Genomic DNA, 22959 nt, shown 5'->3' with positions numbered 1-22959 from the left:
TCATTCTTGGAACAGGTCACCGACCACACCCTGGCAGCGGCCCGCAAGGTCATCGCGGTGCATATCAACTACCCCAGCCGGGCGGCCCAGCGCGGCCGCACCCCCGAGCAGCCCTCGTACTTCCTGAAGCCCTCGTCGTCCCTGGCCCTCAGCGGCTCGACGGTGGAGCGCCCGGCCGGCTGCGAGCTCCTCGGCTACGAAGGCGAAATCGCGCTGATCATCGGCAAGCCCGCCCGCCGAGTGGGCATCGAGGACGCCTGGAACCACGTCGAGTGGGTCACGGCGTCCAACGACCTCGGCGTCTACGACCTGCGCTGGGCGGACAAGGGCTCCAACCTCCGGTCCAAGGGCGGCGACGGCTTCACCCCCGTGGGCCCGGGACTGATCGCCGCGGACGCCGTGGACCCCGCCGGGCTGCGGATCCGCACCTGGCACAACGGCGAGCTGGTCCAGGACGACACCACCGGGGACCTGCTCTTCCCTTTCGCCCGCCTGGTCGCCGACCTGTCCCAGCTGCTCACCCTCGAGGAGGGCGACATCATCCTCACCGGCACCCCCGCCGGGGCGTCGGTGGCCAAGCCGGGCGACGTCGTCGAGGTTGAGGTTAGTGCCGGCGTCGGCGCCGAGACGACGACGGCGGGTGGCGCCGCTGCCGGCGGCCTCACAACGGGCCGGCTGGTTACCCTGGTGGCGGAAGGCACGATGCCGTTCGGTGACTTCGGTGCGCAGCCCAGGACCGATGACCTGCAGCGCGAGGAGGCCTACGGCTCCCGCGCGGCGGCCGGGCTCGCCGCCGTCGAGCATGTCCCGTCGGCGGAGGCGCCGGCCGCCGACGTCGTACCTGTCCTGACCCCGGAGCTGAAGGCGAAGCTGGAAAGCGTCTGCACCGCCACCCTGTCCTCCCAGCTGCGCAAGCGCGGCCTGAACAACGTCAGCATCGACGGCCTCACCTCCACCCGTCCGGAGAGGCGGATCGTGGGCCTGGCCCGGACCCTGCGCTATGTGCCCAACCGCGAGGACCTCTTCAAGACCCACGGCGGCGGCTTCAACGCCCAGAAGAAGGCCATCGACTCCGTCAACGCGGGCGAGATCCTGGTCATGGAGGCCCGCGGCGAAAAGGGCACCGGCACCATCGGCGACATCCTGGCCCTCCGCGCCCAGGTCCGCGGCGCCGCCGCCATCATCACCGACGGCGGCGTCCGGGACTTCTCCGCCGTCGCCGCGATGGACATGCCCACCTACTACGCCAACCCGCACCCCGCCGTCCTGGGCCGCCGACACATCCCGTGGGACACGGACATCACGATCGCCTGCGGCGGCGCCACGGTGCAGCCCGGGGACATCATCGTGGCCGACGCGGACGGCATCCTGGTGATCCCGCCGGCGCTGGCCGCGGAACTCGCGGACGATTCCATTGCCCAGGAGCGCGAGGAGGCGTTCATCACCGAGATGGTGCAGCAGGGTCACAGCGTGGACGGGCTCTACCCCCTGAACGCCGAGTGGCGGGCCCGCTACGTGAACTGGGAGGCCGGCAAAGCCAATGAATAACACCGCCAGCAAATCCGAGCAGGCCTACGCGGCCGTCAAGGCCCGGATCGTGGACGGGAGCTACTCCCCCGGCTACCGGCTGGTGCTGGCCAAGATCGCCGAGGACCTGGGCGTCAGTGTGGTGCCGGTCCGCGAAGCCATCCGCCGGCTCGAGGCCGAGGGCCTGGTGAAGTTCGAGCGGAACGTCGGAGCCACCGTCGCCGGGATCGACCCGACCGAGTACCTCTACACGATGCAGACCCTCAGCATCGTCGAGGGCGCCGCCACGGCCCTGTCCGCTCCCCTGATCGGGCCGGCCGACGTGGCCCGGGCCCGGGCGGTCAACGCCGAGCTGCGCGAATGCCTGGAGCACTTCGACCCGGTCCGGTTCACCCGGCTGAACCAGGATTTCCACAGCATCCTGTTCGAGCACTGCCCCAACCCGCACATCCTGGACCTGGTCCACCGGGGCTGGAACCGGCTGGCGTCGCTGCGGTCCTCCACGTTCCGCTTTGTCCCCCGCCGCGCCCACGAATCGGTGGACGAACACGAGGCCCTGCTCCGGCTCATCGAGTCCGCCGCCGACGCCGACGTGATCGAAAAAGCCGCCCGCCTGCACCGCTCCGCCACCCTGGACGCCTACCTCGCCCAAAGCAACGCGGGGTCCGTCAGCGCCCATTAAGGGCCCCGCACGGGCCGCACGTGACCCCGCGCTGCAGCAATCAGCGCCGCAACATCAGTTCAGCGCAACATCAGTTCAGTAAGGAAAACAATGACGTTCACTGCCCCTGAAACCACCACCCACTACATCCCGCAGGACCTCACCACCTACATCCAGCACTACATCAACGGAGAGTTCGTCGACTCCGTCAGCGGCAAGACCTTCGACGTCCTGGACCCGGTATCCAACACCAACTACGCCACCGCCGCGGCCGGCCAGAAAGAGGACATCGACCTCGCCGTCGCCGCCGCCCGCGAAGCGTTCACCAACGGCCCGTGGCCGAAGATGAAGCCGCGCGAACGCGCCCGCATCCTGAACAAGATCGCCGACGCCGTCGAGGCCCAGGAGGCCCGGCTCGCCGAACTCGAAACCTTCGACACCGGCCTGCCGATCACCCAGGCCAAGGGCCAGGCGCTGCGCGCGGCGGAGAACTTCCGCTTCTTCGCGGACCTGATCGTGGCGCAGTTCGACGACGCCATGAAGGTCCCCGGCGCGCAGATCAACTACGTGAACCGCAAGCCGATCGGCGTCGCGGGCCTGATCACCCCGTGGAACACCCCGTTCATGCTGGAGTCCTGGAAGCTCGCCCCGGCGCTGGCCACCGGCAACACCGTGGTGCTCAAGCCGGCGGAGTTCACGCCGCTCTCGGCCTCGCTGTGGGCGCAGATCTTCAAGGACGCCGGCCTGCCGGACGGGGTGTTCAACCTGGTCAACGGCCTCGGCGAGGAAGCCGGCGACGCGCTGGTGAAGCACCCGGACGTGCCGCTGATCTCCTTCACCGGCGAGACCACCACCGGGCAGACCATCTTCCGCAACGCCGCAGCGAACCTCAAGGGCCTGTCCATGGAGCTCGGCGGCAAGTCCCCCTGCGTCGTCTTTGCCGACGCCGACCTGGACGCCGCGATCGACTCGGCCCTGTTCGGGGTCTTCTCGCTCAACGGCGAGCGCTGCACCGCCGGATCCCGCATCCTGGTGGAGCGCCCCGTCTACGATGAGTTCTGCGAAAAGTACGCCGCCCGCGCGAAGAACATCGTGGTCGGCGACCCGCACGATCCCAAGACCGAGGTCGGCGCGCTGGTCCACCCGGAGCACTACGCCAAGGTGGCCTCCTACGTGGAGATCGGCAAGACCGAGGGCCGGCTGCTGGCCGGCGGCGGCCGCCCGGACCACCTCCCGGAAGGCAACTACATCGCGCCCACCGTGTTCGCCGACGTCGCCCCGGACGCGCGGATCTTCCAGGAGGAGATCTTCGGCCCCGTCGTCGCGATCACCCCGTTCGACAGCGACGAGGAAGCCCTCGCCCTGGCGAACAACACGAAATACGGCCTGGCCGCCTACATCTGGACCCAGAACCTCACCCGGGCACACAACTTCTCGCAGAACGTCGAGGCCGGCATGGTCTGGCTCAACAGCCACAACGTCCGCGATCTGCGCACCCCGTTCGGCGGGGTGAAATCCTCCGGACTGGGCCACGAGGGCGGCTACCGCTCGATCGATTTCTACACCGACCAGCAGGCCGTGCACATCACCCTCGGCACGGTCCACACCCCCAAATTCGGGGCCACGCCCGAATTCGGCGCCTAGGCGACGCAGCCGCCCCAGCCGGCCCGCCGTCGTCGTCGTCCATCAACCACTGCCCCCTCCTCAACGAAGAGAGAACACCATGAGCAACATCATCCCCAAGCCCTCCGTCCCCGCCCCCGACATTGTCCGCTGCGCCTACATGGAGATCGTGGTCACCGACCTGGCCAAGTCCCGCGAGTTCTACGTGGACCTGCTCGGCCTGCACGTGACCGAGGAAGACGAGAACAACATCTACCTGCGCTCCCTGGAGGAGTTCATCCACCACAACCTGGTGCTGCGCAAGGGACCCATCGCCGCGGTGGCCGCGTTCGCGTACCGGGTGAAGTCCCCCGCCGAGGTCGACGCCGCCGAGGCGTACTACCGCGAGTTGGGCTGCCGGGTGGAGCGCCGCAAGGACGGCTTCACCAAGGGCATCGGCGACTCCGTCCGCGTCGAGGACCCGCTGGGCTTCCCCTACGAGTTCTTCTACGACGTGGAGCACGTCGAACGCCTCACCCAGCGCTACGACCTCTACTCCGCCGGCGAGCTGGTCCGGCTGGACCACTTCAACCAGGTCACCCCGGATGTGCCGCGCGGCCGTGCGTACCTGGAGGATCTCGGGTTCCGGGTCTCGGAGGACATCCAGGATTCCGACGGCGTCACCTACGCCGTCTGGATGCACCGCAAGCAGACCGTGCACGACACCGCCCTGACCGGCGGGAACGGACCGCGCATGCATCACGTCGCGTTCGCCACGCACGAGAAGCACAACATCATCCAGATCTGCGACAAGATGGGCGCCCTGCGCATCTCGGACCGGATCGAGCGCGGCCCCGGACGCCACGGCGTGTCCAACGCCTTCTACCTCTACATCCTCGATCCCGACGGCCACCGCATCGAGATCTACACCCAGGACTACTACACGGGCGATCCGGACAACCCGGTCATCACCTGGGACGTGCACGACAACCAGCGCCGCGACTGGTGGGGCAACCCCGTGGTTCCGTCCTGGTACACCGAGGCCTCCCTAGTCCTGGACCTCGACGGGAACCCGCAGCCCGTCGTCGTCCGCGAGGAAAAGAGCGAGATGGCCGTGACCGTGGGCGCCGACGGCTTCTCCTACACCCGCAAGGACGGGTCCCCCGACGGCGACCGCACCGGGTTCAAGCTCGGGGCGCAGCTGTAGCCATGCTGGATGCCAAGACGATTGAGGCCATCGCCGATGAGCTGCTGGAGGCCGGCCGGACCCGGACTCCGGTCCCGCTGCTGACCGCCCGCTATCCGGGAATGACGGTCGAGGACTCCTACGCCGTCCAGCAGCTGTGGCGGCGCCGCAACGAGGACGCGGGGCGGAAGCTGGTGGGCCGCAAGATCGGCCTCACCTCCAAGGCGATGCAGGCCGCCACCGGCATCACCGAGCCGGACTACGGCGCCATCTTCGATGACATGGTGCTGGAAACCGGCTGCTCGGTGGCGTGGGACCAGTACACCCACCCCCGGGTGGAGGTGGAGCTGGCGTTCGTGCTGAAAAGTGCGCTCAAGGGCCCCGGCTGCACCATCTTCGACGTCCTGAACGCCACGGACTACGTCATTCCGGCCCTGGAGATCCTCGATTCCCGGATCCAAATGGAGGGCCGGACCATCGTGGACACCATCTCGGACAACGCCGCGATGGGGGCCATGGTGATCGGCGGGAACCCGGTCCGCCCGGATGCCGTGGACCTGCGCTGGGTCTCGGCCATCCTCTACAAGAACCAGACCGTGGAGGAAACCGGCGTCGCCGCCGGGGTCCTGGACCACCCCGCCAACGGCGTCCACTGGCTGGCCAACAAGATCGCCGCCCACGGGGACGGCATGAAGGCCGGAGACATCATCCTCGCCGGCTCCTTCACCCGGCCCCTCTGGGTCTACAAGGGCGATACCGTCCACGCCGACTACGGACCCCTGGGAGTTGTCACATGCCGCTTCGAATAGAACCCACGTTCCGGGACGCCCTGCGCAACCAAACCGGCGCTGCCGGCCGCCCGCTGGCCGGGATGTGGGTCTGCTCCGGCAGCCCCCTGGTGGCCGAACTCTGCGCCGGCTCCGGCCTGGACTGGCTGCTGGTGGACGCCGAACACAGCCCCAACGGACTCGAATCCATCCTCGCCCAACTGCAGGCCGTCAACGGCTACCCGATCCAGGTTCTGGTGAGGCCTCCCGTGAACGACACCGTGGTGATCAAGCAGTACCTGGACCTGGGCGTGCAGAACCTGCTGATCCCGATGGTGAACTCGGTGGCCGAGGCGGAGGCTGCCGTTTCCGCCACCCGGTACCCGCCGCACGGGGTGCGCGGTGTCGGGTCGGCCCTGGCGCGTACCGCCCGCTGGAACCGCGTCCCGGACTACCTGGCCCGCGCCTCCGAGACCATCAGCCTCACGGTCCAGATCGAGTCCACGGCAGCCGTTGAGGCGGTGGAGTCGATCCTCGCGGTCGACGGCGTGGACGGCATCTTCCTCGGGCCCTCCGACCTCGCGGCCTCCATGGGGCTGCTGGGCCAGCAGGAACATCCCCAGGTGCGCGCCGCCGTCGAACACTGCCTCGCCGCCGCCAAAAAGGCCGGGAAACCCGCCGGGGTGAACGCCTTCAACCCGGACACCGCGCACCACTACCTGGCTTCCGGGGCCTCGTTTGTGCTGGTGGGCGCCGATGTGTCGCTGCTGGCCCGCGGCTCCGAGGCACTCGCCGCCGCGTTCATCCGGCCCGACGTTGGGGACGGCGGGGACGCGCCTGCCAGCTACTGACGCGCCGGCGGGTCCTACGCGGGGTGCCGGGACTTCCATTCGTGGTCGAGGATGGCGTAGACGACTTCGGTGGCCCACTGTCCTTTGTAGTGCCACTTGTCCACCTGGGCGGATTCCCGCCGCATGCCGAGGCGTTCGCACAGCGCCGCGGAGGCCGTGTTCAGGGCATCGAGCTTGGCGTCGATCCGGTGGAAGCGCAGCACCTCGAAGCCCAACTTGAGCAGGGCCTCGGCGGCCTCGGTCCCGATGCCCTTCCCACGGGCTCCCGGGGCGAGGCTCCAGCCGATCTCGGCCTGGCCGCAGCCCGGCATCCACTTCAGGACCACCTCGCCGAGCAGGCCGGGTGAATCCGCGGCCTCGATGGCCAGGCAGATCCAGTCGCCCTCCTTCTCGAAAACGAAGTTGGCGTACTTGCCCACGGACGCCATGGACCTGGTGTAGCTCTTCGCCTCCCCGGGCAGGAACCGGGCGGTCTCGGGCAGCGAATGGTAGGCGTGGTACGCGTCCAGGTCCCCGGCCACGAAGCGACGCAGCACAAGCCGTTCGGTCCGGATCGGCAGCGGGAGGGGCTTGGGTTCCGTCATAACCCCACGCTACCCATCGATTGCTCCACAGGTGCCCTATTGACCCGCCAAAAGGGCAGTTACGGAGCAACGGATGAGAGGACGCCCATGCCCCTCTCCCGTCAGCGCATTGGCGGTGTCAGGCCATACCGGGTGATGATGTCCGGCAGCCAGGGTGCTTCGCCTAATTGAAGCCCATACTCGGCGGCCAGTTTGCCGATAACCTCGGGATCCGGAGGTCCTGCTTCAAGGTGATCCGCGAGTCCCCAGAAGAAGTGCTCAAAGCCCGCGGGGCTGATGATCTCAATCATCCGCGCGGGAACTTTTCCGGCGTTCCACATCGCGTGGAGTTCTCCCCGCGGTTTCGTGATGTAGCCTCCGGCACCGAGCACTGCCTCACGGTCGCCGGACCGGAACCCTATCTCGCCTTCCAGGACGATCGAGTACTCATCCTCACGCGTATGCGTGTGCGGGGGGACCAAGGCTCCGACGGGGAACGGGTGCTCCACGATCGAGATCTGGTCGTTGGTGTGCTCCCCGAAAAGCTTGAAAACAACTCCGATCGATCCAAGACTGGCCTCCCTCCCCTGCCCCGGTTGCACAACCGTCAGCCGCGGAGGCTGCTCCATGTCCATGACAAACCACCCTTCCAAATTTCGATATACACTAGTGTTTACCTAAATTGTTCAGTCCCGAAGGATCAGTGTCAAGACCGTGAGTGAACAGCAGCGCTCATCCAAAAAACGTCCTTATGAAATGGGCAAGAGAACCGAGCAGATGAGCGGCACGCGCCAGCGCATCGTCGACGCGGCCGTAGCCCTGCACGGAACTGTGGGTCCGGCCCGCACCACGATCGCCGGCATAGCCGAAAAGGCCGGGGTCACCAGACTGACGGTGTACCGGCACTTTGATGACGACGAGGCACTGTTCGCTGCGTGCTCCGCGCATTGGCTCTCACAACAGCAGCTGCCTGACCCCACGGAATGGTCTAGGGAAAATGATCACCTCGAACGCCTGAGGGTTGGACTCTCCGACCTCTATCGGTATTTCCGCGACGGCGAGGCCATGCTGACGCGTATCTACGCGGACCTGGCAGAGCTCCCAGATGCGCACCGCAAAGTCCTCACGTCCCGGAACGACCACTTCCGGAACGTGCTGCTCGAGCCGTTTTCCGAGGCCGCTGGTAACGACAGGTTGCGCGCCACCGTCAGCCATGCAGTTTCCTTCTGGACGTGGCGGTCACTGTGCCACGACAACGGGCTTTCCAACCAGGACGCCGTACAGATCATGTCCACCCTGATCGCAACGACAGCGGGCGTCCACGATGCGGTCTCCAGCACCCCAAGCCCGTGACGCTGGGCGGAGCGATCTATGACGGGGCGCCAATCGCCTTCCGTCATGCCCCCACGCTACCCATCGGTTGCTCCGCAAGTGCCGTTATGAGCCCCCAAAAGGGCCGTTATGGAGCAACCGATGAGCGGGGTGCCCATCGGTTGCTCCACAAGTGCCCTTCGTGACTGTTGGCTCTGTTCGGCCGTTGCGTCCCAGCTGATATGGCGGGTTTGTCGGCCTGCTCGGAATCCCGCGGTGCAGGAGTCGGCGTACCTGTGTCCCTGTATGGGAGACTCGTCCGGTGATTACCGAACATGCGCTCTTGCCTGTCCTTCCCGGCCAGGAACACGACTTCGAGCTGGCGTTCAGGGAGGCGCGGCCCATCATTGCTTCGATGGCCGGCTTCCGGCATTTGTCCCTGTCGCGTTCGATCGAGACTCCGAACACCTATCTGCTACTCGTGCAGTGGGAACGGCTCGAAGACCATACGGTTGGTTTCCGGGAGTCCGAGCACTACGCGGAGTGGCGCGCCCTTCTGCACCACTTTTACGATCCTTTTCCCGTCGTGGAGCACTACGAGAGCGTCCTGTAGGAGGACGACCCGCGAAGCAGCAGGTTTTCGCCGCGAAGTGATCTATCGCGTCGGACGTGCTGGTGAATGGCGCGGCGCATTTCCATCGACTGCTCCTCAAGTGCCGTTATAGACCCCCAAAAGGGCAGTTACGGAGCAACCGATGAGCGGAGTGCCACCATCGGCTGCTCCACAAGTGCCGTTATGAGCCCCCAAAAGGGCCGTTACGGAGCAATGGACGGGTGGGCGACGACGGCGGCGGTGGCCTCGGCGATCGCGCGCTCCTCGTCGGTGGGGACCACGAGGACTGGGATGGCCGAGGACGGTGAGGAGATCACGCGGGGCTCCTTGGAGCGCTCGCGGTTCAGGCCGTCGTCGAGCTGTACGCCCAGGGCGCCCAGCCGCTCCGCCACGAGCGCGCGGAACTGGTGCGAGTTCTCCCCGATCCCGGCGGTGAAGACGAGGGCCTTCGCTCCGCCGACGGCCACGTGGTAGCCGCCGATGTACTTCGCGAGCCGGTAGGAGGCGACGGCGAGCGCCATGGCCGCCCGGGCGTCACCGGCTTCAGCGGCCTCCACGACGGAGCGCATGTCATTGTTGCCGGCCAGGCCCTTGAGCCCGGCCTGGCGGTTGAGCATGGCGTCGAGGTCCTCCGGGGACCATCCGGCCCGGCCGAGGAACACGAGGATGGACGGGTCCAGATCGCCGGAGCGGGTGCCCATCACCAATCCCTCCAGCGGGGTGAAGCCCATCGAGGTGTCCACGGACTCTCCGCCCCGTATCGCCGTGACGGAGGCGCCGTTGCCGAGGTGGGCGATGACGGCGTCGAACTCCTCCAGCGGGAGATCCAGCAGCGCCGCCGCCCGGTGCGCGACGTACTCGTGCGAGGTGCCGTGGAAGCCGTAGCGGCGGATCCCGTGGTTGGCGTAGAGCTCCTCGGGCACGGCGTAGCGCCAGGCGTGCTCGGGCAGGGTGCGGTGGAAGGCGGTATCGAACACGGCGACCTGCGGCATGTCCGGCCACTTCTTCGAGATCGCGCGGATGCCGAGCACGTTCGCCGGGTTGTGCAGCGGCGCCAGCGGGTTGAGCCGCTCGATGGCACGGGTGATCTCGTTGTTGATCAGGACCGGCTCGGAGAAGCGCTCCCCGCCGTGCACCACGCGGTGCCCGACGGCGTCGAGCTCCCGGTCGCCCAGGGCCGCATGGATCTCGGCGTCCACCTGTTCCAGCGCCTCGGCGTGGTCGCGCGGGCCCTCGATCTCGCCGTCGCCCTCGCCGCCGGTGCCCATGCCGATCTTCTCGACGAGCCCTTCGGCGAGCACGCTGCCGGCCTCGACGTCGCGGACCTGGTACTTGAGCGAGGACGAGCCTGAGTTGATAACGAGTACGAGCATGGGGCCTCCTACGCCTTGGCTTCTGGACTGGCCCCGGAGGGCGCGCTGGGACGGGCAACACGGAGGAGCCTGGCGGGGCGCCCCGTGGGTCCCACTATAAATTGCCGGACCGGCGGGCGCGCCCATTCGTTGCGTAAGCCGCCGCAGGCGCCTAGAGTCGGCGGAGCAACTGGACCACTCACGAAGGGACTTCCATGACTAACGACGCGACGCAGCCAGAGAGCACGCCGGAGACCACGGGGCCCGAGGGCACCGAGCCAGAGGGCACCAAGCCCGAGGGCACCGAGCCGGACAGCGGTTCCGGTAAGAAGGATCCGACCGGCGTCGAGGGCGCGAACCCGGCCCTGGACGACACCGGGGACCTCAAGGCCGCCGAGACCGGAGAAGCCCCCGAGGCCCCGGAGAATCTGGAGGACCTGGACCTCACGCCGTCCGGCCTGGCCAATGAGCCCGCCCATCAGCAAGATCCCGACAGCACGGCGGAGCCGGAAAATACTGACTAGGCACGGGCGGCCGCGGGTGCCGGCTCGGCGGCGGGCTCCGCGGACTGCGCCTGGATGGCGGTGATGGCCACCGTGTTGACGATGTCCTCCACGGTGCAGCCGCGCGATAGGTCGTTGACCGGCTTGCGCAGGCCCTGCAGCACGGGCCCGACGGCGACCGCCCCGGAGGACTGCTGGACCGCCTTGTAGGTGTTGTTGCCGGTGTTGAGGTCCGGGAAGATGAAGACGGTCGCCTGCCCGGCCACGGACGAGCCGGGCATCTTCGACTCGGCGATGGCGGCGTCGACGGCGGCGTCGTACTGGATGGGCCCCTCCACGGCGAGGTCCGGGCGGCGTCCGCGCACCAGCTCGGTGGCCTGGCGGACCGCGTTCACGGCCTCCCCGGCGCCCGACCCGCCGGTGGAGTAGGACAGCATGGCCACCCGCGGCTCCACGCCGAACTGGGCCGCGGTTTCCGCCGAGGCCACCGCGATGTCCGCGAGCTGCTCCACGTTGGGCTCCGGGTTCACGGCGCAGTCGCCGTAGACCAGCACCCGGTCCGGCATCAGCATCAGGAACACGGATGAGACGATCTTGACGCCGTCGCGCGTTTTGACGAACTCCAGCGCCGGCCGGATGGTGTGCGCGGTGGTGTGGGCGGCGCCGGAGACCATCCCGTCCACCACGCCCAGCTGGACCATCATGGTGCCGAAGTAGCTCCCGTCCAGCATGACTTCGAGGGCCTTGGCCAGGTCCACGCCCTTGTGCGCACGCAGCTCCGCGTACTTCTGCGCGAACTCCTGGCGCAGCTCCGAGGAGGCGGGATCGATGATGTTGATGCCGGAGAGGTCGATGCCCTGGGTGGAGGCGAGCTCACGGACGTCGGATTCGCGGCCCAGCACGGTCAGCTCGCAGACGTCGCGGCGGTGCAGGATTTCCGCGGCACGCAGGACGCGGACGTCCGTGCCCTCCGGCAGCACGATGTGGCGGCGCTCGGTGCGGGCCCGTCCGATCAGCTCGTGCAGGAAGCGCAGCGGCGTCATCCGCTCCAGCCGCGGCAGGTGCAGCCGCTCCAGCAGCTCCGCCTCGTCCACCCGGCGGGCCCACAGGCCCAGGGCGGAGGCGACCTTGCGGCGGTGCCCGGACCAGATCTCGCTGCGCACCTCGGAGACCCGCTTGGCGGTCACGTAGGTGTCGTCCGGGGCGGCGAAGATCGGGAACGGCGCCTGCGCCAGCAGTGAGTAAATGGTGGGGTCCGGGGCGAGGCCGCCGGTGAGGATCAGGGCGGAGGGCACCGGGAACTCCGGCGAGAACGAGGACGCCAGGCAGGCGACGAGCACGTCGGCGCGGTCACCGGGGACGATCACCAGCGCGCCGTCGTCGAGCACGTGCAGGAAGTTGGCCACGCTCATGGCCGCCACCTTCACCGAGCGCACGTCGCGTTCCAGGTCCGCGAGGCCGGCCACCTGGCCGACCCCCATGGCGGCGGCGATCTCTCCGGTGGTGGGCCGGGCGATCTCCTCCAGCTCGGGCAGGACGTACACGGGACGGCCGGAGGCGCCCGGGCGGACGGCGGCGGCGATGGCCTCCAGATCCTCCGGGTCGGCACGGTTGACCATGATGGCCAGCAGCGTGCACCGCTCGGCGACGAGTTCCTTGCGGGCCACCTCGACGGCGTCGACGGTCTCCGCGACGGTGCGGCCCTTCGCTCCGACGACGGCGACGACCGGGGCGGCGAGGTTGTTCGCCAGCCGGGCGTTGAGGTCGAACTCGACGGCGGCGTCCTGGCCGGTGAGGTCGGTGCCCTCGACGATCACGACGTCGCAGTGCCGGGACATCTCGGCGAAGATCTCCACGCAGCGGGAGTCGATCTCCTCACGCTTGCCCTCGGCGAACAGGCTGCGGACCTCGGCGAAGGTCAGCCCGCCGCGGCAGCGTTCGTCGTCGAGGTTGAACCGGGCCTTCATCAGCGCCACCATGGGGTCCGAGGCGGCGTCGTGGCCGTTGACCACGGGTTTGAAGAAGCCGATCCGGTCCGCGTGCCGGTGCAGGGTGTCCGCCAGCCCGAGGGCTATGAGCGACTTCCCGGAGCCCGGGGTGGTCGCGCTGACGTAGATTCCTTTGGCCATGGTTCGCCCTTCGCTGTGAAGTGGTGCTGCTTCCCTCCCAGCCTACTTTCTCTGGCCGGGAGCCGGGCGCCGGGCGGCGCTTCGATGGGTTCCGTTTGGTTTCCGCTCGGTTCCGCTCGGTTCCGCGACCGGCTTTCGGCCGGATTCCGGCCCGTTTCCGACCCGTTTCCGGCCCGGTTTCCGGCCCGGTTTTGACCGCACAGCCCTGTCCGCCGACAGCTTCATACGCCCGCCAGCTCTTGACAGAAGGCCCCCAAATGGGATTACCTAATGAACATTCGGTAAATAAAGCTGGAGGCAATGACGCATGGCTGAACTGACGATTTCCGGTGACACCCACCCCATCCTTAAAGACGACCCCGCCTCGGAATGGATGGGCATCGAAGTAGTGGCACTGGACGACGGACATGCCACAATCCGCATGACGCTCCGGCAGGAAATGCTGAACGGCTTCGGCATGGCCCACGGCGGAATGATCTTCGCCTTCGGCGACACCGCCTTTGCGCTGGCCTGCAACCCGGCCAACCCGGCTCCTGCGGACGAGGGCACCATCACGGTGGCGTCCGGCGTCGATATCAACTTCCTCAAGCCGGCGTTCCGCGGCCAGGTGCTGACCGCCGTCGCCAACCGCCGCGCCAGCACCGGACGCAGCGGCCTCTACGACATCCAGATCTACGCCGCCGATCCCGTCGCGGGCACCGCACCGGACACAGCGCCCTCCCCCGCCGGCTCGGCGCCCGCCGTCACGGTCCCGGGCGAACTCCCCACCGACAAACTCCCGGGCGAACTCGTCGCCGAGTTCCGCGGCCGCAGCCGCACCATCTCCAAGAAATAGAAGCAGGGAACCCTAGATGACCCAAGAAACCGTCGCACCCACCAGTGATGCCGTCCTGGACCGCGAAGAAACCATCTCCCGCGACGAGCTCGAGGCCTTGCAGCTCAGCCGCCTGCAGCACACCGTGGCCTACGCCTACGACCGCGTTCCCCTGTACAAGCGCAAGTTCGACGAAGCCGGCATCCACCCCACGGACCTGCGCGAGCTCTCCGACCTGGGCAAGTTCCCGTTCACCACCAAGGAAGACCTCCGCCTGGAGTACCCCTTCGGCATGTTCGCCGTCCCGCAGCACGAGGTGGCCCGCATCCACGCGAGCTCCGGCACCACCGGCCGCGCCACCGTCGTCGGCTACACCAAGAAAGACCTCGCCGACTGGGCCAAGCTCGTGGCACGCTCGCTGCGCGCCTCCGGCGTCCGCCCCGGCATGAAGGTCCACAACGCCTACGGCTACGGCCTGTTCACCGGCGGCATGGGCGCCCACGCCGGCGCCGAAGCCCTCGGCTGCACGGTCATCCCGATCTCGGGCGGCCAGACCGAACGCCAGATCACCCTCATCCAGGACTTCAAGCCCGACGCGATCCTGGCCACGCCGACCTACCTGCTGACCATCGCCGACGCGATGATGAAGCAGGGCATCGACCCGGCCTCCACCTCGCTCAAGTACGCCGTGCTGGGTGCCGAGCCGTGGACCGAGGAAATGCGCCATGAGCTCGAAGTGACCATGAACCTCAAGGCGTGCGACATCTACGGGCTCTCCGAGGTCATGGGCCCGGGCGTTGCCGGCGAGGCCGTGGAAACCCAGGACGGCAGCCACATCTGGGAGGACCACTTCCGCCCCGAAATCATCGACGCCTTCGACCCCTCCGTGGTCCTGGACGACGGCGAACACGGCGAGCTGGTCTTCACCTCGCTCACCAAGGAAGCGCTGCCGATCATCCGGTACCGCACCAAGGACCTCACCCGGCTGCTGCCCGGCACCGCCCGCCCCGCGCACCGCCGCATGGGCCGCATCACCGGCCGCAGCGACGACATGATCATCCTGCGCGGCGTGAACCTGTTCCCCTCGCAGATCGAGGAGATCGCGCTGCGCATCCCCGAGCTGAGCCCGCACTTCCAGCTCGAGCTCACCCGCCCCGAGGGCCATCGGATGGACCAGATGACCGTCAAGATTGAACGCCGCGAGTCCGTCACGGTCGAGAGCGGCGCGGCCGCGGCCAAGGCCCTGCAGCAGCAGATCAAGATCCACGTCGGCTCCTCCTGCGCCGTCGACGTCGTCGAGCCCGGCTCCCTGGAGCGGTCCAACGGCAAGCTCCGCCGGATCTACGACATGCGTCCCAAGGCCTGACCACCTCATGTCCAGCCAGCCGGCCGGCCCTGCGCGGGCCGCCCCGGCGGGCGGACTGATCTCCTGATCGTGAGAAACTAGCGAGTATGCCCACAACAGCAACCAACACCAAACGCGGCCGCCCCGGTTATGACCAGCAGTCGGTACTGGTGATCGCTGTGGACGTCTTCAACCGCCACGGCTACGACGCCACGTCCATGGGCATCCTCGCTGAAAACCTGGGCATCTCGAAGTCCGCCATTTACCACCACGTGCCGTCCAAGGGCGACCTCCTGAAGCTCGCGCTGGACCACGCCCTGGGCGGTCTCGAGGCCATCCTGGACCAGCCGCAGGCCCAGACCGGCACCGCCGAGGCCCGGCTGGAGTTCGTCCTCCGCGAGACCATCTCGGTGCTCGTGGAGCGGCTTCCGTTCGTCACCCTGCTGCTGCGCCTGCGGGGCAACACCGAGATCGAACGCGACGCGATGGAACGCCGGCGCACCTTCGACCACAAGGTCGCGGCCCTGATCTCCGCCGCCCGCGACGAGGGGTCGCTCCGCCAGGACATCGACCCCCGCACCGTCACCCGGCTGCTCTTCGGCACCATCAACTCCATCGTCGAGTGGTACAAACCCGGAGGCTCCCTCTCCCCCGAGAAACTGGCCGACGACGTCATCACCATGGCCTTCCACGGCCTCCACGTCGCGCAGTAAGCCGGGAGCCCGGAAGCCCGCCCCGAGGTTCACGGTCCGGGGTTCACGGTCCGGGTAACCTCCCGCTTCGCATTAACAGCGTCTGGCCAAAGCATCAGCGGTCCGGGGGCTCTTTGGGGCCCTCGGCACGGGTTTCGCCTTCATACACCGGAGTGTCCGTGTCAAAGTGCCCCCGGACGGCCGACGGCTCGGCGACGCCTCCGCCCGCGGGCACGGGCACGGCCACCACCCGCGTGAGGTCCGGGCCCGCTCCCATTGACGGCGGGTAGCTCCGGGGCCACGCTGGGGGAATGGCCACGAGACTATCAACGGTGCTCTTGGGCGCCTTCCCCCAGTTGCGGTACGAACCCACCGCCAAAAGGGTCCGCGCGAGCCTCGACGGGACCGCCGTCGTCGATACGTTGCAGGCGTACCTGATCTGGGAACCGCGGCGGATCACCCCCGTCTACGCCGTGCCGGAGCAGGAACTGTCGGCGGAGCTCAGGTCACCGGACCTTCCGGCGGCGTCGGGCGAGGAACACCCCGTCGCAATCCGGAAAGACTCGGCCCCGACGTCGCTCGACCCCTCAACGTCGTTTGGCAAGCACACCACCGCCGGCGCGGAACTCGACGTCGTGACGGCAGCGGCGACGGCTCCCCGGGCAGCCTTCCGCCCCGAGGACCCCGACCTGGCCGGCTACGTCATCCTGAATTTCAAGGCCTTCGACTGGCTCGAGGATGACGAGGAGATCATCGGCCACCCCCGTGATCCGTTCCACCGTGTGGACATCCGCGCGTCGTCCGTGGACGTGCAGGTGGCGCTCGACGGCGTGACGCTGGCCAGCACGAACGGCGCGCAACTGCTCTACGAGACGCTGCTCCCGGTCCGGTACTACATCGCGCCGGCAGATGTGCGGCTGGACCTGCTGGAGGAGAGTCCCAAGCGGACGGTGTGCCCGTACAAGGGCCAGGCCAGCTATTGGAGCTACCCGGCTTCGGCCGAGGGTGGGAACCTCGCGTGGAGCTATGACCGGCGGTACCGTGATGCCGCCCAGATCCACGGGCTCATCAGCTTCTACAACGAGCGCGTGGACCTGACGGTCGACGGCGTGCTCCAGCCCCGCCCGGTGACGCCGTGGTCCCGCCCCAGCGCTCCAGGGGCCCTTTGAGGGGAGGTTGCACTCTCGGCGGTCCGGGGGCACTTTGAGGGCCGCAGCGCGGATTTCGCCCTGGAATCCCGGCGTGTCCATGTCGATGTGCCCCCGGACGGCAGACGGTCCGGCGGCGGCAACCCGGGAGCGCCCAGCACGCCCGGGAACTCCCCCGCAGCACGCAAAAGCGCCCCGGCGCGGGCCGGGGCGCTGCCAGGGTTCGACTCCTGGGGTGCGCCGGTTAGAGCTGGTAATCCACCGGTGAGGTGGTGTTCTCGTGGACGCAGAGGATGTTGTGCTCGGTATCCATGAACCATGCGCACTTCTCGGAATCAGTCGTACAAATGTGGTTCTCGGTCTTCAGATCCGGCCGGTCGTAGTCCTGGAACCGGACGCCCTTGGACTCCATCTCCTGGACGGTCCGCTCGATCTCGGAGACTTCAAAACTCAGGGTCGTGTGCTCGGAATGCTTTCCGTCCCTGACCGGCATCAACTGCAGCATGGGGCCGCCTTCGCTGCCGAATAGTTCACTTCCGTCGTCTGCCTTGCCGCGGACCGGGAGGCCCAGCGTTTCCGCATAGAAACGGTGGGCGCGCTCGACATCATCGACTGGCAGGACTGTTGTGGCTCTGTTTAGAACTAGGGTCATTTCGCCACCTCCTACGAAGAAAATTTTACGCCGGAGCGGGACCGAAAGAGCCTGCAAATGTACGCGCCGAGGTGAGATTTCGCGCCCATGTCCACGTGGACATGGGCGCGAAATCTCACCTCGGCGGCAGTAGAAGGGCGCCTACTTCTCCACGAGGGTGAGGACGTCGTAGGTGGCCACGATCTCGTCGTTCTGGTTGGTCAGGACGGCGTCCCAGGCCACCTCGCCGTACTCGTCAGTCTCGCGCGGGGTGATCTTCTTGGCGGTCAGGGTGACCCGGATGGAATCGCCCGCGGCCACCGGAGTGATGAAGCGCAGGCTTTCCAGTCCGTAGTTCGCCAGCACGGGGCCCGGTGCGGGCTCCACGAACAGCCCGGCGCCCCAGGCCAGCAGCAGGTAGCCGTGCGCGACGATGCCCGGGAAGAACGGGTTGGCCTCGGCTGCCTCCTGGTTGGTGTGGGCGTAGAAGGTGTCGCCGGTGGAGTTGGCGAACTTCGAGATCTCGTCCAGGGTCACTTCGCGCAGCCCGGAGCGGATCGCGTCCCCGATGTGCAGGGTGCTCAGGTGCTTCCGGAACGGGTGCTGGCCTTCGGTCTCGAGCGTGAAGTTGCGGTCGGCGCCGGTGTGCCAGACGCCGGTGACCGCGGTCAGCATGTTCGGCGAACCCTGGATGGCGGTGCGCTGCATGTGGTGCAGCACGGAGCGGATGCCGCCAAGCTCCTCGCCGCCGCCGGCGCGGCCCGGGCCGCCGTGGACCAGGTGCGGGACGGGTGAGCCGTGGCCGGTGGAGCTGCGGGCGTCCTCGCGGTTGAGCATGTGCACGCGGCCGTGGTGGGCGGCGATGCCGGTGACCAGTTCGCGGGCGACGTCAGGGTCATTGGTGCAGACCGAGGCGACGAGCGAGCCGCCACCGCGGGCGGCGAGGCGGACGGCGTCGGCCAGGTCCGTGTAGCCGATCACCGAGGAGACCGGGCCGAAGGCTTCCAGCGAGTGGACCTCATCGGCTTCCGGATCGGCCCAGCTCAGCAGCACGGGGGACATAAACGCGCCGTCTTCGACGACGCCGACCGTGCCGTCCGAGCTGGTGACCTTCGGCGAATCGAGCGTGCCGTAGGCGAGTTCGCCACCGGCGTCGAGCATGGACTGGACGGCCGCGCGCACATCGGCGAGCTGCTCCAGGGACGCCAGGGCGCCCATGTTGACGCCCTCGGCGCGCGGGTCACCGAGGACCACACGCTGCTGGATCCGCTCCCCGACGGCGGTGATGACGTCCTGCACCAGCTCCTGCGGCACGATGGCCCGGCGGATCGAGGTGCACTTCTGGCCGGCCTTGGCGGTCATCTCGGTGACGAGGGACTTGATGAAGGCGTCGAATTCCGGGGTGCCCTTGACGGCGTCCGGCCCCAGGATCGAGGCGTTCAGGGAGTCGGTTTCCGAGGTGAAGCGGACCCCGCCCTTGACCACGTTGACGTGGGACTTGAGCGTATTGGCGGTGGAGGCGGAGCCGGTGAAGGCCACGATGTCGCGGTAGTCGAGGTGGTCCAGCATGGTGCGGACCGAGCCGGAAATCAGCTGCAGCGAACCCTTGGGCAGGATGCCGGATTCGATCATCGCCCTGACCACGGCGGCGGTGACGTAGCCGGTGGGGGTGGCCGGCTTGACGATCGTGGGCACGCCGGCGATGAACGCGGGGGCCAGCTTCTCGAGCATGCCCCAGACCGGGAAGTTGAAGGCGTTGATCTGCACGGCAACGCCGGGGATGCGGGTGTAGATGTGCTCGCCGGCGAAGGAACCGTCCTTGGACAGCACCTCCATGGGCCCGTCCACGATCACCTGGGCGTTGGGCAGTTCGCGCCGGCCCTTGGAGCCGAAGGTGAAGAGCACGCCGATGCCGCCGTCGATGTCGACCATCGAGTCGATCTTGGTGGCGCCGGTCTGGGCGGAGAGCGCGTAGAACTCCTCGCGGCGGCCGTTCAGGTACTGCGCGAGTTCCTTGAGCTTGAGCGCGCGCTGGTGGAAGGTCAGCTTGCCGAGTTCCGCCTGGCCGGTGGTGCGTCCGTAGTCCACGACGGCGGCGAGGTCGAGTCCCTCAGTGCTCACCTTGGCGAGGAGTTCACCCGTGCTCGCGTCCAGGACGGAGGCAGCGCCGGCCGCGGAGCCGGCGTCGGGGGTCCACCAGGAATCCCTGATGAAGCTGGGAACGATCTCGACAGTGTCTACTGTGGGTTCCGGAGCAGTTGCAGTGGTGGTCATCGTTGACGGGTCCTTCCAACAGGGGCAAGATCAACACGGCCAGCATTACTGACCGTCCGTTCGGTAATATGTCTACAGTACATGAATGAGGCCTGCCGCACACTAGCTGCGGCGGCACTGACCCGCCGGGACCCATGGATTCCGGCCACAGAGGAGACGTTATGACGCCCGAGCCCCGCAGTACCGAGCTGTGGAAGATCACCCTCGGCGAACTCGACGAAAAAATGGGCGTGAAGATCGTTGAGGAATCCGTCGAACGGGTCGTCGCCACCATGCCGGTGGAGGGAAACCGGCAGTCCTTCGGGCTGCTGCACGGCGGCGCGTCGCTGGCGGTCGGGGAGGCGGTGGGCTCCTGGGCCGCGGTCATCCACGCCAGCACGCTGGGCAAGACCGCCGTCGGCGTGGACGTCTCCGCCACCCACCACAAGTCCGCCCGCGAGGGGCTCATCACGATCATCGCGACCCCGATCCATCTCGGCGGCACCCTCACCACCCACGAGGTGCTGATCAACAACGCCGCCGGCGAACGGCTCTGCACGCTGCGGATCACGAACCTGCTGCTGAACCGCAAGGGCTGAGCGGGCGAAGGTTGCGGGCTCGGCCGGACGCGCCGCCCCGCCCCACCGCCGAGGTCGTCCAGAGCTGCGAGTTCGGCCGGACGCACGCACGCCCGGTGAGTGAACTCGGCGCCGAAAAAGTGCCGCCGGCTGCATCCAAACGGGGGCCCCGTCCGGTAGTAACGGTGTAAGCAAATCACCGCCCGGATCCGGGCAACTCAATGAGGAGTTCGAAATGCGCAAATCCGTTTATGCCGCCGGGGCCCTGTCCATGGTGGCGGCACTCGCCTTCGCCGCCCCCGCCCAGGCCGGCGGGAAGCACGACGGCGGCGGGCACCACAGCGACGATGCCCTCCTATCCGTCCTGCACGGCGTCCCTGGCCTGACCGTGGACGTATGGGTGGACGGCAAGCTCACCCTGGACGACTTCGAGCCCGGCTCCCTCGCGGGCCCGCTGGAGCTCGACGCCGGCAGCTACAAGATCGCCATCACGGCGGCCGACGCCACCAGTGCCGACAACCCGGTAATCGGCCCGGTCAAGGTCCAGCTCGAGGAGGGCCGGAACTACACCGCCGTCGCGCACCTGGATGCCGACGGGGACCCCACCGCCACACTGTTCAGGAACAACACCTCGGCCAGCCCCCGGGGCGAGGGTAAACTGACCGTCCGGCACGTGGCCGCGGCTCCCGCCGTCGACGTCCTGGCCGGCGACACCGCGGTCATCGAGGACCTGGAAAACCCCGACCAGGAGGTGCTGACGCTGGAGGCCGGAACGGTATCCGCCTCGGTCGCGGCCGCCGGCACCACCGAGCCGCTGATCGGCCCGGCGGATGTACCGGTCGAGAAGGGCAAGAACACGATCGTGTACGCCTGGGGCAGCCTGGAGGCCGACACACTCGGCGTGGCGGTCCAGGTGGTCGACTCGGCAAAAGGGCGTGGCCACGACCGCCGCTGAAGTGTTAGTGACCGCTGAGCCGTCGGAACGGCCCTGAATAGCTGACCGGCAGCGCATCCCGCAGGGGATGCGCTGCTCGTCTGCCTACACCCACCCCGCCGCTTGCGGTAGGGCCGATGGACCCGGAGGGCCCCGGACCCCGACTGTTAGCTTGGAAGGGCTGATTCACCCGACACCACTGGGTATAACCGGTCGCACCGGAAGGGATCCACCATGCTCTCAGAGACCTCACTTCCCGTCATCAAGGCAACGCTGCCCGTCGTCGGCGAGCACATCGAGGAGATCGCCAAGCGCTTCTACAAACACATGTTCGAGGCGCGGCCGGACCTCCTGGACGGGCTCTTCAACCGGGGAAACCAGGCGGACGGCCGCCAGCAGCAGGCCCTCGCCGGGTCCATCGCGGCCTTCGCCGGGCTGCTCGTGGACAACGTGGACCAGGTCCCGGACCATCTGCTCTCCCGGGTGGCGCACAAGCACGTCTCGCTGGGGCTCAGCCCGGACCAGTACCAGGTCGTCCACGACCACCTGATGTGGGCCATCGTGGATGTGCTGGGCGATGCCGTCACCCCCGACGTCGCCGCCGCCTGGGACGAGGTCTACTGGCTGATGGCGAACATGCTGATCAACAAGGAACGCGGCTTGTACAACGCGGTGCACCTCACCCCGGAGACGATCTGGCGGACCTGGCGCGTGGCCGAGCGGATCGAGGAGACGGACGACGTGGTGCGTTTCGTGGTGGAGCGGGTCGATGAGCGCGAGGTCAAGCCGTCCCTGCCGGGGCAGTACGTCACGATCAAGATGCGCATGCACGACGGTGTCCACCAGCCCAGGCAGTACAGCCTGACGAAGGCCGACGACGGCCAGCACCGCCAGTTCGCGGTGAAGCGGGTCCACGGGCTCGGGACCCCCGACGGCGAGATGTCCAACCTGCTGCACAACGAGGTCCAGGCGGGCGACGAGGTGGTCCTCTCGGCGCCGTTCGGCGATGTGGTGATGGAGTACACGGACCGGCCCCTGGTCCTGGCCAGTGCGGGGATCGGGATCACCCCGATGGCCGGGATGCTCTCGCACCTGGTCAAGTCCGGCTCCCAGCGGCAGGTGATGCTGCTGCATGCGGATGACAGTGAGGAGTCCTTCCCGCTCCGGGGGCAGGTCCGGGAGGATCTGGCCGCGCTGCCGGACGGGACGCTGAAGATGTGGTTCCTGAACCCCACCGTGGGCGGAACGGTGTCCGGATCCGAGTTCTCCGGCTTCATGGACGTCGCAGCGGTGGACCTCCCTGACGACGCCGAGTACTACCTCTGCGGTCCCCTGCCGTTCCTGAAGTCCGTCCGGAGCGCCCTGGTGGCCGGCGGTGTTCCGGCGAAAGACATCCAGTACGAGGTGTTCGGCCCGGACCTCTGGCTGGCGGACTTCCAGTAGCGGCGGTGGTCGACGGCGGCCGCTAACGGACCGCACGACGCCGGGCGGACGTTGGA

General features: G+C 67.9%; 23 protein-coding genes. 16 read left to right on the top strand and 7 right to left on the bottom strand.

What is annotated here, in order from left to right; translation table 11 throughout:
- Positions 1-6 precede the first annotated feature (6 nt).
- The 6 genes from ACZYZ5_RS14680 to ACZYZ5_RS14655 all read left to right on the top strand — a co-directional run bounded on the left by ACZYZ5_RS14680 (position 7) and on the right by ACZYZ5_RS14655 (position 6594).
- Entirely contained in the window at positions 7-1548 is a 1542-nt protein-coding gene (locus tag ACZYZ5_RS14680; RefSeq protein ID WP_463902602.1) for a fumarylacetoacetate hydrolase family protein, read from the top strand.
- Positions 1541-2209 carry a GntR family transcriptional regulator gene (locus tag ACZYZ5_RS14675; protein WP_463902601.1) on the top strand — a complete coding sequence of 223 codons (669 nt, stop codon included), beginning with the start codon at positions 1541-1543 and terminating at the stop codon, positions 2207-2209. The genes ACZYZ5_RS14680 and ACZYZ5_RS14675 overlap by 8 nt, the downstream gene beginning before the upstream one ends.
- A 90-nt stretch (positions 2210-2299) precedes the next feature.
- On the top strand, positions 2300-3832 hold the full coding sequence (gene hpaE, locus ACZYZ5_RS14670; RefSeq protein ID WP_463902599.1) for a 5-carboxymethyl-2-hydroxymuconate semialdehyde dehydrogenase: 1533 nt from the start codon (positions 2300-2302) through the stop codon (positions 3830-3832).
- A gap of 79 nt (positions 3833-3911) precedes the next feature.
- Positions 3912-4997 (top strand): 3,4-dihydroxyphenylacetate 2,3-dioxygenase, encoded by a 1086-nt coding sequence (hpaD, locus tag ACZYZ5_RS14665; RefSeq protein ID WP_463902598.1) that lies wholly within the window; start codon positions 3912-3914, stop codon positions 4995-4997.
- Positions 4998-4999: 2 nt separating this feature from the next.
- A complete protein-coding gene (hpaH, locus tag ACZYZ5_RS14660) occupies positions 5000-5785 on the top strand; it encodes a 2-oxo-hept-4-ene-1,7-dioate hydratase (RefSeq protein WP_463902596.1) in 786 nt (261 codons plus the stop codon).
- Complete coding sequence (locus ACZYZ5_RS14655; RefSeq protein ID WP_463902595.1) at positions 5770-6594, top strand: aldolase/citrate lyase family protein; 825 nt, start codon at positions 5770-5772, stop codon at positions 6592-6594. The genes hpaH and ACZYZ5_RS14655 overlap by 16 nt, the downstream gene beginning before the upstream one ends.
- 14 nt (positions 6595-6608) lie before the next feature.
- On the opposite strand, the gene ACZYZ5_RS14650 is transcribed toward ACZYZ5_RS14655, so the two are convergent.
- Both ACZYZ5_RS14650 and ACZYZ5_RS14645 read right to left on the bottom strand, forming a co-directional pair.
- The gene (locus tag ACZYZ5_RS14650) at positions 6609-7178 is read right to left on the bottom strand and encodes a GNAT family N-acetyltransferase (RefSeq protein ID WP_463902594.1); all 570 of its coding nucleotides are present in this window, start codon (positions 7176-7178) and stop codon (positions 6609-6611) included.
- 101 nt (positions 7179-7279) lie between these two features.
- Positions 7280-7792 carry a cupin domain-containing protein gene (locus ACZYZ5_RS14645; protein WP_463902592.1) on the bottom strand — a complete coding sequence of 171 codons (513 nt, stop codon included), beginning with the start codon at positions 7790-7792 and terminating at the stop codon, positions 7280-7282.
- A 121-nt stretch (positions 7793-7913) separates the two neighbouring features.
- Between ACZYZ5_RS14645 and ACZYZ5_RS14640 the strand changes: the two genes are divergently transcribed.
- Positions 7914-8510, top strand: a complete 597-nt coding sequence (locus ACZYZ5_RS14640) for a TetR/AcrR family transcriptional regulator (RefSeq protein ID WP_463902591.1) — start codon at positions 7914-7916, stop codon at positions 8508-8510.
- A 280-nt stretch (positions 8511-8790) separates the two neighbouring features.
- Positions 8791-9081, top strand: coding sequence for an antibiotic biosynthesis monooxygenase family protein (locus tag ACZYZ5_RS14635; RefSeq protein WP_463902589.1), 291 nt, complete (start codon positions 8791-8793; stop codon positions 9079-9081).
- Between the two features lie 203 nt (positions 9082-9284).
- Here ACZYZ5_RS14635 and ACZYZ5_RS14630 read toward each other — a convergent pair whose 3' ends face one another.
- Complete coding sequence (locus tag ACZYZ5_RS14630) at positions 9285-10454, bottom strand: acetate kinase (RefSeq protein ID WP_463902588.1); 1170 nt, start codon at positions 10452-10454, stop codon at positions 9285-9287.
- A 194-nt stretch (positions 10455-10648) separates the two neighbouring features.
- On the opposite strand from ACZYZ5_RS14630, the gene ACZYZ5_RS14625 reads away from it, so the two are divergent.
- Entirely contained in the window at positions 10649-10957 is a 309-nt protein-coding gene (locus tag ACZYZ5_RS14625) for a hypothetical protein (RefSeq protein WP_463902587.1), read from the top strand.
- Here the strand turns inward: ACZYZ5_RS14625 and pta are convergent.
- Positions 10954-13065 (bottom strand): phosphate acetyltransferase, encoded by a 2112-nt coding sequence (pta, locus tag ACZYZ5_RS14620; protein WP_463902585.1) that lies wholly within the window; start codon positions 13063-13065, stop codon positions 10954-10956. The two genes, ACZYZ5_RS14625 and pta, sit on opposite strands and share 4 nt — an antisense overlap.
- A gap of 307 nt (positions 13066-13372) precedes the next feature.
- Between pta and ACZYZ5_RS14615 the strand changes: the two genes are divergently transcribed.
- The 3 genes from ACZYZ5_RS14615 (at position 13373) to ACZYZ5_RS14605 (ending at position 15937) form a co-directional block, all read left to right on the top strand.
- Complete coding sequence (locus tag ACZYZ5_RS14615) at positions 13373-13900, top strand: hotdog fold thioesterase (protein ID WP_463902583.1); 528 nt, start codon at positions 13373-13375, stop codon at positions 13898-13900.
- 16 nt (positions 13901-13916) lie between these two features.
- Complete coding sequence (gene paaK, locus ACZYZ5_RS14610; RefSeq protein ID WP_463902581.1) at positions 13917-15245, top strand: phenylacetate--CoA ligase PaaK; 1329 nt, start codon at positions 13917-13919, stop codon at positions 15243-15245.
- Positions 15246-15331: 86 nt separating this feature from the next.
- A complete protein-coding gene (locus tag ACZYZ5_RS14605) occupies positions 15332-15937 on the top strand; it encodes a TetR/AcrR family transcriptional regulator (RefSeq protein WP_463902579.1) in 606 nt (201 codons plus the stop codon).
- A gap of 94 nt (positions 15938-16031) precedes the next feature.
- Here the strand turns inward: ACZYZ5_RS14605 and ACZYZ5_RS14600 are convergent, their stop codons facing one another.
- Positions 16032-16235 (bottom strand): hypothetical protein, encoded by a 204-nt coding sequence (locus tag ACZYZ5_RS14600; protein WP_463902578.1) that lies wholly within the window; start codon positions 16233-16235, stop codon positions 16032-16034.
- Between ACZYZ5_RS14600 and ACZYZ5_RS14595 the strand changes: the two genes are divergently transcribed.
- Positions 16228-17085, top strand: coding sequence for a DUF427 domain-containing protein (locus tag ACZYZ5_RS14595; RefSeq protein ID WP_463902576.1), 858 nt, complete (start codon positions 16228-16230; stop codon positions 17083-17085). The genes ACZYZ5_RS14600 and ACZYZ5_RS14595 overlap by 8 nt on opposite strands.
- Positions 17086-17308: 223 nt before the next feature.
- Here the strand turns inward: ACZYZ5_RS14595 and ACZYZ5_RS14590 are convergent, their stop codons facing one another.
- Positions 17309-17716 carry a VOC family protein gene (locus tag ACZYZ5_RS14590; protein ID WP_463902575.1) on the bottom strand — a complete coding sequence of 136 codons (408 nt, stop codon included), beginning with the start codon at positions 17714-17716 and terminating at the stop codon, positions 17309-17311.
- Positions 17717-17857: 141 nt separating this feature from the next.
- Positions 17858-19969, bottom strand: coding sequence for a phenylacetic acid degradation bifunctional protein PaaZ (gene paaZ / locus ACZYZ5_RS14585; protein ID WP_463902574.1), 2112 nt, complete (start codon positions 19967-19969; stop codon positions 17858-17860).
- A 161-nt stretch (positions 19970-20130) separates the two neighbouring features.
- On the opposite strand from paaZ, the gene ACZYZ5_RS14580 reads away from it, so the two are divergent.
- From ACZYZ5_RS14580 to ACZYZ5_RS14570, 3 genes are all read left to right on the top strand, one after another.
- Entirely contained in the window at positions 20131-20547 is a 417-nt protein-coding gene (locus ACZYZ5_RS14580; RefSeq protein WP_463902572.1) for a PaaI family thioesterase, read from the top strand.
- 214 nt (positions 20548-20761) lie between these two features.
- Entirely contained in the window at positions 20762-21481 is a 720-nt protein-coding gene (locus ACZYZ5_RS14575; RefSeq protein WP_463902571.1) for a DUF4397 domain-containing protein, read from the top strand.
- A 213-nt stretch (positions 21482-21694) separates the two neighbouring features.
- Complete coding sequence (locus ACZYZ5_RS14570) at positions 21695-22903, top strand: globin domain-containing protein (protein ID WP_463902569.1); 1209 nt, start codon at positions 21695-21697, stop codon at positions 22901-22903.
- The last annotated feature ends 56 nt before the right edge of the window (positions 22904-22959 follow it).

This window comes from Pseudarthrobacter ribosi, from assembly GCF_055412865.1.
Note: the sequence above shows the minus strand (reverse complement) of the source record. Positions and strands in the feature narration are given on the sequence as shown.